This window comes from Mesobaculum littorinae, from assembly GCF_004011175.1.
Taxonomy (GTDB): Bacteria; Pseudomonadota; Alphaproteobacteria; order Rhodobacterales; family Rhodobacteraceae; genus Tranquillimonas; species Tranquillimonas littorinae.
Genome location: NZ_RQXX01000002.1, coordinates 437,286 through 447,978 on the forward strand (window position 1 = coordinate 437,286; position 10,693 = coordinate 447,978).

At 70.0% G+C, this 10,693-nt stretch carries 9 protein-coding genes; 5 read left to right on the forward strand and 4 right to left on the reverse strand.

Going from position 1 to position 10,693, the window contains the following annotated elements; all coding sequences use genetic code 11:
• Positions 1 to 101: 101 nt before the first annotated feature.
• The 4 genes from ftsZ (at position 102) to recN (ending at position 5,702) form a co-directional block, all read left to right on the forward strand.
• Positions 102 to 1,781 (forward strand): cell division protein FtsZ, encoded by a 1,680-nt coding sequence (gene ftsZ, locus EKE94_RS06835; RefSeq protein ID WP_127905854.1) that lies wholly within the window; start codon positions 102 to 104, stop codon positions 1,779 to 1,781.
• Between the two features lie 311 nt (positions 1,782 to 2,092).
• On the forward strand, positions 2,093 to 3,013 hold the full coding sequence (gene lpxC, locus EKE94_RS06840) for a UDP-3-O-acyl-N-acetylglucosamine deacetylase (RefSeq protein ID WP_127905855.1): 921 nt from the start codon (positions 2,093 to 2,095) through the stop codon (positions 3,011 to 3,013).
• Positions 3,014 to 3,158: 145 nt separating this feature from the next.
• A complete protein-coding gene (locus EKE94_RS06845; protein ID WP_127905856.1) occupies positions 3,159 to 3,998 on the forward strand; it encodes an outer membrane protein assembly factor BamD in 840 nt (279 codons plus the stop codon).
• 42 nt (positions 3,999 to 4,040) lie between these two features.
• A complete protein-coding gene (gene recN, locus EKE94_RS06850; protein ID WP_127905857.1) occupies positions 4,041 to 5,702 on the forward strand; it encodes a DNA repair protein RecN in 1,662 nt (553 codons plus the stop codon).
• Between the two features lie 246 nt (positions 5,703 to 5,948).
• Here recN and EKE94_RS06855 read toward each other — a convergent pair whose 3' ends face one another.
• Together EKE94_RS06855 and EKE94_RS06860 are read right to left on the reverse strand one after the other, a co-directional pair.
• Positions 5,949 to 6,395, reverse strand: a complete 447-nt coding sequence (locus EKE94_RS06855; protein ID WP_235855922.1) for an SgcJ/EcaC family oxidoreductase — start codon at positions 6,393 to 6,395, stop codon at positions 5,949 to 5,951.
• A 117-nt stretch (positions 6,396 to 6,512) separates the two neighbouring features.
• A complete protein-coding gene (locus EKE94_RS06860) occupies positions 6,513 to 7,883 on the reverse strand; it encodes an FAD-binding oxidoreductase (protein WP_127905858.1) in 1,371 nt (456 codons plus the stop codon).
• 93 nt (positions 7,884 to 7,976) lie between these two features.
• On the opposite strand from EKE94_RS06860, the gene EKE94_RS06865 reads away from it, so the two are divergent.
• Entirely contained in the window at positions 7,977 to 9,665 is a 1,689-nt protein-coding gene (locus tag EKE94_RS06865) for a chloride channel protein (protein WP_127905859.1), read from the forward strand.
• 260 nt (positions 9,666 to 9,925) lie between these two features.
• On the opposite strand, the gene EKE94_RS06870 is transcribed toward EKE94_RS06865, so the two are convergent.
• Both EKE94_RS06870 and EKE94_RS06875 read right to left on the reverse strand, forming a co-directional pair.
• On the reverse strand, positions 9,926 to 10,267 hold the full coding sequence (locus EKE94_RS06870) for a DUF427 domain-containing protein (protein ID WP_127905860.1): 342 nt from the start codon (positions 10,265 to 10,267) through the stop codon (positions 9,926 to 9,928).
• 93 nt (positions 10,268 to 10,360) lie between these two features.
• On the reverse strand, positions 10,361 to 10,681 hold the full coding sequence (locus EKE94_RS06875) for a DMT family transporter (RefSeq protein ID WP_127905861.1): 321 nt from the start codon (positions 10,679 to 10,681) through the stop codon (positions 10,361 to 10,363).
• Positions 10,682 to 10,693: the final 12 nt, after the last annotated feature.

Consider the following 10,693-nt stretch of genomic DNA (forward strand, 5'->3'; position numbering starts at 1 on the left):
ACGCACGATGCGATAGCATATAGATTTTGGGGAAATCGACGCCCCTGTGCGGGCAGTCGTCGTCGGATCAGGGCGGTTAACGAAAACAGGCGGATGTACCCATGACACTCAACCTCACGATGCCACAGCACGAAGAGCTCAAGCCGCGGATCACCGTGTTCGGCGTCGGGGGCGCGGGCGGCAACGCGGTCAACAACATGATCGAGAAGCAGCTTGAAGGGGTCGAATTCGTTGTCGCGAATACCGACGCGCAGGCGCTGCAGCAGTCCTCCGCCCCGGCCAAGGTTCAGATGGGCGTCAAGGTCACCGAAGGTCTGGGCGCCGGCGCGCGCCCCGCGGTCGGCGCCGCCGCCGCCGAAGAGACCATCGAGGAGATCGTCGATCACCTTGCCGGTGCGCACATGTGCTTCATCACCGCCGGCATGGGCGGCGGCACCGGCACCGGCGCCGCGCCGATCATCGCGCAGGCCGCCCGCGAACTCGGCGTGCTGACCGTCGGCGTCGTGACCAAGCCCTTCCAGTTCGAAGGTGCGAAGCGGATGAAGCAGGCCGAGGAAGGCGTCGAGAACCTGCAGAAGATGGTCGATACGCTGATCATCATCCCCAACCAGAACCTGTTCCGGCTGGCCAACGAGAAGACGACCTTTACCGAGGCCTTCGCGCTGGCCGACGACGTGCTTTACCAGGGCGTCAAGGGCGTGACCGACCTGATGGTGCGTCCGGGGCTCATCAACCTCGACTTCGCCGACGTCCGTGCCGTGATGGACGAGATGGGCAAGGCGATGATGGGCACGGGCGAGGCCGACGGCGAGGACCGCGCGCGCCAGGCCGCCGAAATGGCGATCGCCAACCCGCTGCTGGATGAAATCAGCCTGAACGGCGCCAAGGGCGTTCTGATTAACATCACCGGCGGCGAGGACCTGACGCTTTACGAACTGGACGAGGCCGCCAACGTCATCCGCGAAAAGGTCGACCCCGAGGCCAACATCATCGTCGGCTCGACCCTCGACCCGGTGATGGAAGGCCGGATGCGCGTTTCCGTCGTGGCCACCGGCATCGACGCGACCGACAAGTCGCACGATATCCCGCTGCCCCGCCGCCGCCTGTCCGAGCCGGTCGCCGAGACGCATATCGAAGAAGAGCCCGCGCCGCAGCCCACCCAGCGTTCGGCCCAGCAGACCCGCGCCGCCGCCGCGGTGCGCACCCAGGCGCCCGCCCCGCGCCACGAGGCCCGGCACGACGAGCGGCATGACGACCGGGACGAGCGCAACTTCTTCTCCGACATCGAAAGCCAGCGCGCGCAGTCCAGCGATCAGGACCTGTTCGGCGACGCGATGGAGTCGGATGCCGACGATCTGCCGCCCCCGGCCTACCAGCCGCGCCCGGCCGCCGAAGCCCGCCCTGCGCCTCAGCCCTCCGCGCCCCGTCAGGCCGGTCAGCCGACGCCCGAGGCGATGGATCGCCTGCGCGCCGCCGTCAGCCGCAGCCCCGCCGCCGCGCAAAGCGGCGACCGCGCGCCGCGTCCGGCCGGCGCCGCGCCGGCAGCCCGCGGCACCGAGGCCGAGCGCACCCGCTTCGGCATCAATTCGCTGATCAACAAGATGACCGGCCACCCCTCGGAAGGTCAGCCCGAGGCGCGGCCCGCCGCGGCCGGCGGCCAGCAGCCCGCGATGCGGCGCCCGCAGCCGCGGGCCCAGCAGGCCTACGAAGAGGACGAGGAACTGTCGCCCGAACAGGAGCGGATCGAGATCCCCGCCTTCCTGCGCCGGCAAGCCAACTGATCCGGGCGACCTGATCTTGCAACACAGGGGGCACGCCATGGCGTGCACCCTCGAAGGGCCGGCACCGCGCCGGCCCTTTTTGCGTTCCAAGGCAACGGGTTGGCTTCGGCGGTCCGCCGCCGGGCCGAGGTCTTGATGTTACAATCTGTAGCAAAGGTTTATTTGTTCTGGCCGGCGCCAATCCTTAATTCCCAATGAACAGGGGGCCGCCCGTCGCGGTGCCCGCCGCGGATCCCGCGGCAGTGCCGGCCCCCCAGGGGGCGCCGCACCGCCACATCCCCGGCCCCGGAACCGCAGTCCTCGGAGGCGCAATGCAAACCACGATCCGCAAGCCTGTGAGCTTCGAGGGCAGGGGCCTGCACAGCGGCATTCCCGCCCGCATGACGCTGCGCCCCGCCTCGGCCGAACAGGGCATCTGGTTCCGCCGCACCGACGTGGCCGACCGCGACCCGATGGTGCCCGCCCGATGGGATGCCGTCTTCGCGCCGCGCCTGTGCACCCGCGTGGGCAACGACGACGGCGTGTCGGTCTCGACCATCGAACATGTCATGGCGGCGATCGCGGGCACCGGTCTGCACAACGTCGTGATCGACATCGACGGACCCGAGGTTCCGATCCTCGACGGCTCTGCTGCCCCCTTCGTGGCCGAGATCCTGCGCCAGGGTCTGCGCCGCCTGCCGGCCCCGATCCGTGCGTTCGAGATCCTCGACACGGTCGACGTGCGCAACGGCGATGCCTGGGCCCGGCTGGACCCTGCAGAGGCGATGGAGATCGAGTTCGAGATCGACTTTCCCGACGCCGCCATCGGCCACCAGCACAAGCGGCTCGATCTGTCGAACGGCGCCTTCGTTCACGAGCTGTGCGATTCCCGCACCTTCTGCCGCCAGTCCGACATCGCGCGGATGCAGGCCGACGGTTTGGCCCTGGGCGGCACCTTCGAGAATGCCGTCGTGATCGACGGCGCGCGCGTGCTCAGCCCCGGCGGGCTGCGCCACGACGACGAGGCCGTGCGCCACAAGATGCTGGACGCGGTCGGAGATCTGGCGCTGGCCGGGGCGCCGATCCTCGGGCGCTATACCGGCAACCGCGCGGGCCACGCGATGACCAACGCGCTTTTGCGGGCGCTTTTCGCCCGTCCCGGCGCCCAGCGGCTGGTGACCTGCACGGCCCCGATGGCAGCACGCCTTCCGGGGGCGGGCCTCAGCCGCGCCGATCTGCCGCTGGCGGCCTGAGCCGCCGCGAGGGGGGGCAGACCCGCCCCGCGGGCACTCGTGCGGCGGGTTGGACCCGGCGCGGCACATGGCTGGGGCAAAGGGCGTTTTGCCCGGCATTCTTCTATGCTAGACCACAGGCCGAGACGACCGGGTGAGAGGCAGCATGCAAGCTAAGTTGTTGGGCGGAAAGGGCGCGATCGCGGCGCTTTCCCTACTTGTTCTGGCGTCATGCGGTGGCGGTTCCGGCGGTGACGTGCCCCTCGACGATCTGACGGCGCAGGAGATCTTCAGCCGCGGCGAAGCCTCGCTCGAGGCGTCCGAGCCCGAGCAGGCCGCCAGCTATTTCGCCGAGGTCGAGCGGCTTTATCCCTATTCCGAATGGGGCAAGCGCGCGTTGGTGATGCAGGCCTATGCCTACCACCGCGACCGGGATTACGAGAATTCCCGCTCTTCCGCGCAGCGTTACATCGATTTCTATCCCGGCGACGAGGATGCCGCCTGGGCTCAGTACCTGCTGGCGCTCAGCTACTACGACCAGATCGACGACGTCGGCCGCGACCAGGGCCTGACCTTCCAGGCCCTGCAGGCGTTGCGGGCGGTGATCGAGAACTACCCCGACAGCGAATATGCCCGCTCGGCCGTGCTTAAATTCGACCTCGCCTTCGACCATCTCGCGGCGAAGGAGATGGAAATCGGGCGCTACTACCTCAAGCGCAAGCACTATTCGGCCGCGATCAACCGGTTCCGCGTGGTGGTCGAGGATTTCCAGACCACGACCCACACGCCCGAGGCGCTGCACCGCCTGGTCGAGGCCTACCTGTCGCTGGGGCTTGAGGACGAGGCGCGGACCGCCGGCGCGATCCTGGGCTACAACTACCGCTCGACCGAGTGGTACGAGGATTCCTATGCGCTGCTGACCGGGCGTGGCTTGACGATGGAGCCTTCGGGCGACAACTGGCTGACGACGGTCTACCGGCAGGTGATCCGCGGCGAATGGTTGTGAGGCGCGGTGCGTGGCGACACGCACCCTTAGGGCTGGCATGTGATGCTGCGCGGACTTGAAATCCGGGACATGTTGCTGATCGACCGGCTGGATCTCGATTTCCAGTCCGGTCTCAACGTGCTGACCGGCGAAACGGGGGCGGGCAAGTCGATCCTGCTCGATGCGCTCGGCTTCGTGCTGGGCTGGCGCGGCCGGGCCGAACTGGTGCGACAGGGCGCCGAGACGGGCGAGGTCACGGCCGAGTTCGATCTGCCGGAGGGCCATGCCGCCCGCGCCGTGCTGGAAGAGGCCGGCATCGACGCCGAGGACGGGTTGCTTCTGCGCCGGGTCAACACCCGCGAGGGGCGCAAGACGGCGTGGGTCAACGACCGCCGCGCCAGTGGCGAGGTGCTGCGGCGGCTGTCCGAAACGCTGGTCGAACTGCATGGCCAGCATGACGACCGGGGCCTTCTGAACCCGCGCGGGCATCGCAGGCTTCTGGACAGTTTCGCGGGGGCTGACGCGGCGCTCGATGCGGCGCGCCGTGCGTGGCGGGCGCGCAGCGATGCCCGGCGCGCGGCCGAGGCCGCCCGCGCCCGTCTGGCCGAGGTGCAGGCCGAAGAAGAGTTCCTGCGCCACGCGGCGGGCGAGCTGGACGCGCTGGCGCCCGAGGCGGGCGAGGAGGCGGCGCTGGACGTCCGCCGCCGCCAGATGCAGGCGGCTGAGCGGGTCCGCGAGGACGTGGCCCGGGCCCTGCAGGCGCTGGGGGGCGAGGGGGCCGAGGGGCTGGCCGCCGATGCTGCACGCTGGCTCGACGGTGCGGCGGCGGGGCTCGAAGGCGCGCTCGACACCGCGATGGAGACGCTGGAGCGCGCGCGCAACGAACTTGCGCTCGCCGAGCAGGAGGTCGCCGGTGCTCTCGATGCGCTGGACATCGACCCGGGCGAGCTCGAACGCACCGAAGAGCGTCTGTTCGCGATCCGCGGGCTAGCGCGCAAACACGGGGTGCTGGCCGACGACCTGGCGGGGTTTGCCGAGGACCTGCGCACCAAGCTGGCGCAGCTGGATGCCGGCGCCGCGGATATCGAGGCGCTGGACGCGCAGGTGTCGCAGGCGGATGCCGCCTATGACCGAGCTGCCGGGGCGCTGAGCGATCTGCGGCGAGAGGCCGCCGGACGGCTCGACGCCGCGATGGCGGCCGAGCTCGCGCCGCTCAAGATGGAGCGCGCGGTCTTCGCCACCACGATCGAGCAGGGCGAGCCGGGCCCCGAGGGCCGCGACCTCGTGGCCTTTACCGTCGCCACCAACCCCGGCGCGCCTCCGGGACCCCTGGACCGGATCGCCAGCGGGGGCGAGCTGTCGCGGTTCCTCCTGGCGCTCAAGGTCTGCCTGACGCGGGATGCCTCGGGCATGACGCTGATCTTCGACGAGATCGACCGCGGCGTGGGCGGTGCCACGGCGGACGCCGTCGGTCGCCGGCTGGCGCAGCTGTCGGGCGAGGCGCAGGTGCTGGTTGTCACCCATTCGCCGCAGGTCGCAGCGCTTGGCGCGCATCACTGGCGGGTCGAGAAAAGCGTGGCCGATGGCATGACCACCTCGCGCGTCGTGCCGCTGGACCATGACGAGAGGGTGGACGAGATCGCGCGGATGCTGGCAGGCGACATCGTGACCGAAGAGGCTCGCGGCGCCGCCCGGGCCCTGCTGGGAAGCGCCGCCGCGGCCTGAGCGGCGGGATCGGCCTGCGCCGCTCGCCCTTTGGCCCGAGTGGCGGGGAGATTTGCGGCGGGCCCCGTTGGCCGCGCTTGCACGGACGCCCCCGCGGCCCCGTTGGCGGGGCGGCTGGACGGTCTCAGGAGAGGGTTCGGGTCGAGCGGGGCAAGGCGTCTGGCAGTCCCGGCCACGCCCGGGGGGTGCCGCGTCCGGTGGCCGGTCGTTGCCGGGCACCGACAGGGCTGCCGCGGGTCGCAGGGTTTAGCGGTAGTCCTGCGGTGTCGTCCCCTGCGGCCCGCTCAGGTGGGTTTCCGCGCCGGCGATCACCTCGCCGTTTTGCGCGGCGACGCAGATCCAGCCGTCCGTTCGCCGCTCCATGACGAACAGGAACAGCGTCGTGCGGGGCCCGGCCTTGGACCCGTCGGGGGCCAGCTGGCCGCTCAGGTGCATCCGCGCCTGCACCACCGCCGCCCTGCCGCCCAGGTCCCTGGTCTTCACCCGCCCCACGCGCAGCCGGCTGTCGCGGAAAAAGGTCGTCAGGCCGTAATGATGCGCGGCGCGGATCGCGGCGCGGTCGTGCCACCAAAGGCCCACGACATTCACGAAATCCGCATCCTCGGCAAAAAGCGCGGCCAGCGCGTCGGCGTCCCGCGCCGCCCACGCCCGCGCGAAGGCGACCGGCATGTCCTCGGGCGTGGGCAGGGTCACGGGGCGGGCAGGCTCATGGCGTGGACAGGGTCACGGCGTGGAGCGAACGGCACGACACGGGGGCAGGATGGCCCGGAACGAGCCCGCCCGCGCCTGTCCCGACGCCGTGCCGGAGGCTCACAGCCGCACCGTCTTGCCGGGGTTCAGCAGGTTGCCGGGGTCGAGCGCGCGCTTCAGCTCGGCCATCACGGCCCACCCCTCGCCATGCTCGCGCTCCATGTAGCCCAGCTTGCCCAGGCCCACGCCGTGTTCGCCGGTGACGGTGCCGCCCAGCGACAGGGCGCGGTCGGCCATCCGTGCCGACAGCGCCTCGGCCGCGCGCATTTCTTCGGCATCGCCCTGGCGCACCAGCAGGATCGCATGGAAATTGCCGTCGCCGACATGGCCCAGGATCGGGCCGGGGATGGGCGACGCGGCGATGTCGGCGCGCGTCTCCTCGACCGCCTGCGCCAGCCGCGACAGGGGCACGCAGATGTCGGTGACGATTGCCGTGGTGCCGGGGCGCGACTGCAGGATCGACCAGTAGGCTTGGTGCCGCGCGGCCCAGAGGCGGTTGCGTTCCTCGGCCAGCGTCGACCAGGCAAAGCCGGTGGCGCCGAACTCTTCGGCGATCTCGCCGAACCGCGCCGCCTCTTCGGCGACCGCCGCCTCGGAGCCATGGAATTCGACCATCAAATGCGGCGTCTCGGGCAGCCCCAGCTTCGACGCCGCGTTGCAGGCGGCGACGGTATCGCTGTCGAGGAATTCGATCCGGGCCATATTGATGCCCGACTGGATGGTGGCAATCACCGCTTCGACCGCGGGGCCGATATCGGCAAAGGCGCAGACCGCCGACGACACCGCCTCGGGCTGGCCATGCAGCTTCAGCGTCAGTTCGGTGACCAGACCCAAGGTGCCCTCCGAGCCGACCATGAGTCCCGTCAGGTCGTAGCCCGACGCGGTCTTGCGCGCCCGGCTGCCGGTGCGGATGGCGCGGCCATCGGCCAGCACGACCTCGAGCCCCATGACGTTGTCGCGCATCGTGCCGTAGCGCACGGCGGTGGTGCCGCTGGCGCGCGTCATCGCCATCCCCCCGATCGAGGCATTGGCGCCGGGATCCACGGGAAAGAACAGGCCCGTCGCGCGCAGCTCGGTGTTCAGCGTCTCGCGGGTGATGCCGGGCTGCACACGGACGTCCATGTCCTCGGGGTTGATCTCGAGGATCGCGGCCATGCGCGCGAAATCCACCACGACGCCGCCCGAGGTCGCCAGCGCCTGCGCCTCGAGCGACGTGCCCGCGCCCCAGGCGGTGACGGGCAGCCCGTGCTCGCCGCAGATCCGCACCAGCGCCTGCACTTCTTCGGTGGTCTCAGGGTAGGCCACGGCATCGGGGGCGGCGGCGGCAAAATGGGTTTCCGACCGGCTGTGCTGGTCCAGTTCCGCCTTGGACGCGACAAGGCGATCGCCTAACAAGGATGTAAGCTTATCAAGAGCCGCGGGGATCGGCATCGGTCCTCTCCTTTTCGAATGACGCGGACCCTAGGCCACGCGGGCGGCCGGGGAAACCCCGACCCGACGCCCGGACGAAGCAGGTGCGACAGCATGGCCGAGCCGGGCCAATGGAGCCTGACAGACGAGGTGGGTCGCGCCCGCGCCGCGCTGCTTCACGCGTGGGAGGTGCTGCGCCACCGCGGCCCCAGCCAGCTGCAGTTCTGGTTCATCGCGCTGGTGATCGGCATCGCCGCGGGCTTTGCCGCGCTGTTCTTTCGCAAGGGCATCAACGCGCTGCAGGCGACGCTTTACGGCACCGAGGACATCCTTCACCTGCGCAGCTTTGCCGAAACGCTGGACTGGTACTGGATCCTGCTGATCCCCGTCGCGGGCGGGCTGATCGTGGGGCTTATCCTCGACCACTTCACTCCCGACGGGCGCGTGCGCTCGGTCTCCGAGGTGATCGCGGGCGCGGCGCTGAACGAAGGCCGTGTCGAGACGCGCGCGGGCCTTGCGTCGGCCGCGGCGTCGCTGATCACGCTGTCCTCGGGCGGTTCGACCGGGCGCGAAGGGCCGGTGGTGCACATGGCGGGCGTGATCGCGACATGGGTGTCGAACCGGATCAACGCCAGCGGCATCACCGGACGCGACCTGCTGGGCTGTGCCGTGGCCGCCGCCGTCTCGGCCAGTTTCAACGCGCCCATCGCGGGCGCGCTCTTTGCGCTGGAGGTGGTGCTGCGGCACTTTGCCATGCACGCCTTTGCCCCCATCGCCATCGCCAGTGCTGCGGGCACGGTCATCAACCGGATCGAGTTCGGCGACGTCACCGAATTCGTTCTGGCCGAAGAGGGCGCGCTGTCCTTCTATGTCGAGCTTCCCGCCTTCGTCCTGCTGGGGCTTCTCTGCGGTCTGGTGGCAACGGCGCTGATGCGGGCGGTCTTCTTTGCCGAGGATGTGGGCAACCATGTCCAGCGCCGTTTCGGCATGCCGCGCTATCTGCGCCCGGCCTTGGCGGGGCTGATCCTGGGCGCCCTGGCGATCCCCTTTCCGCACATCATCGGCGTGGGGTACGAAACGACGTCCGAGGCACTGACCGGCGGCCTGCTTCTGGGGGAGGTCGTGGTTCTGGCGGTGCTCAAGACCATCGCGGTCGCGGTCACGATGGGCGGGCGCATGGGCGGCGGCGTCTTTTCGCCTTCGCTGATGCTCGGGGCGCTGACGGGGCTGGCCTTCGGGCTGGTGGCCACGGGTCTCTTTCCCGAGGTGTCGGGGTCCGAGACGCTTTATGCGCTGGCGGGGATGGGGGCGGTCGCGGCCTCGGTGCTGGGCGCGCCGATCTCGACCACGCTGATCGTGTTCGAACTGACGGGTGACTGGCAGACGGGGCTTGCGGTGATGGTCACCGTCTCGATCGCCTCGGCGCTGGCGTCGCGGCTGGTCTACCGCTCGTTCTTCCTGACCCAGCTTGAGCGGCGCAATATCCACGTCGCCAAGGGGCCGCAGGCCTATCTTCTGTCGATGTTCAGGGTGGCCAACGTGATGCGCAAGCCCGAGGATCCGCGCGCCGCCCCCGACGACGCCGTGTGGGACGCGATCGAGGCCGGGGTGCAGATCGAATCCAACGCCACGCTCGACGCTGCGATGCCCCTCTTCGAACGGACGAACCGGATGTTCCTGCCGGTGGTGCGGATGGGGGCCAAGGGCGAAAGCCCCGAGATCGTGGGCGCCCTGTTCCACGTCGACGCGCTGCGCGCCTATAACCGCGCGCTGGCGGCCACCGCGGCGGAAGAGCATTCCTGAGCCTCGGGGACGTGGCCGCGACGGCCCGCCCGCGGCGTCAGCCCCGTCCCCGGCATGGCCCGCGCCGTTTCACGTGACCCAACCTCCTGAGACGTGGTCCCCGCCGTGCCGCCGTTCCCGCGGTGACACCGCCCGGACGCCCGGCATCGGGGTTGCGCCGGATCATGCAGGGGGTGACAGCTTAGGCCAGGCCGCTTTGGCCGCCGCGATGGCGGAGGGTGGCCGGAACCGGGCGGAGGCGGACCGGACGCGGTCCGGCCTCAGATCTCTTCGACGGTCGCCTTGTCGGCGTAGAAGGCGATGTGGCCGGTGATGTCCTGCGCGCCTTCGATGGGCGATTCATAGGACCAGGCCGCGTCCTGGATCGCCCCGCTCTTGCCCTGGATCGAGTAGTGCCGCGCCTCGCCCTTCAATGGGCAGCGCGTCACCGTGTCCGATGATTCGAGCAGGGCCATCGCGATATCCGCACGCGGAAAATAGATGACAGGGTCGTGCCCGGTTTCCTCCAGCCGCAGGGCGGTGGTGGTTTCCCCGATGACGGCACCCCCCGCACGGACCACCCAGGTGCCGGATGCCGGCGAGATCGTGATCTTGTCGCTCATATCGTGACCTTGTGTTGTGCACCCCAGCCTAGCAGGCGTTCCGCGACAGGACCATGTCGCTTTGCAACGTCGGCGGGTCCGGGCGTGAGGGCCTCACCCCGGGGTCGCAAGCTTCATCAGGACCAGCCCGCACAGGATCAGCGCCGCGGCGGCCAGGCGCAGGGGGCCCATCGCCTCGCCCAGCACCGCGATGCCCAGGACAAAGGCGCCGAGCGCGCCGATCCCGGTCCAGATCATGTAGGCGGTGCCCAGGGGGAGGCTGCGCATCGACACCGACAACAGGCCGAAGCTGCCCAGCATCGTCACCACCATCACCGCCGTCGGCAGGGGACGGGTGAAGCCGTCCGACTGCTTCATCGCGAAGGCCCAGCACACTTCGAGCAGGCCAGCGATGACGAGATAGATCCACGCCATTGGCTGTCATCC

What these genes read in the sequence shown, in the direction of transcription:
- EKE94_RS06870 (WP_127905860.1), bottom strand. Translation starts at nt 10,267, where the DNA reads ATGAGCGACAAGATCACGATCTCGCCGGCATCCGGCACCTGGGTGGTC.
- EKE94_RS06845 (WP_127905856.1), top strand. Translation starts at nt 3,159, where the DNA reads ATGCAAGCTAAGTTGTTGGGCGGAAAGGGCGCGATCGCGGCGCTTTCC.
- EKE94_RS06865 (WP_127905859.1), top strand. Translation starts at nt 7,977, where the DNA reads ATGGCCGAGCCGGGCCAATGGAGCCTGACAGACGAGGTGGGTCGCGCC.
- ftsZ (WP_127905854.1), top strand. Translation starts at nt 102, where the DNA reads ATGACACTCAACCTCACGATGCCACAGCACGAAGAGCTCAAGCCGCGG.
- EKE94_RS06875 (WP_127905861.1), bottom strand. Translation starts at nt 10,681, where the DNA reads ATGGCGTGGATCTATCTCGTCATCGCTGGCCTGCTCGAAGTGTGCTGG.
- EKE94_RS06860 (WP_127905858.1), bottom strand. Translation starts at nt 7,883, where the DNA reads ATGCCGATCCCCGCGGCTCTTGATAAGCTTACATCCTTGTTAGGCGAT.
- lpxC (WP_127905855.1), top strand. Translation starts at nt 2,093, where the DNA reads ATGCAAACCACGATCCGCAAGCCTGTGAGCTTCGAGGGCAGGGGCCTG.
- recN (WP_127905857.1), top strand. Translation starts at nt 4,041, where the DNA reads ATGCTGCGCGGACTTGAAATCCGGGACATGTTGCTGATCGACCGGCTG.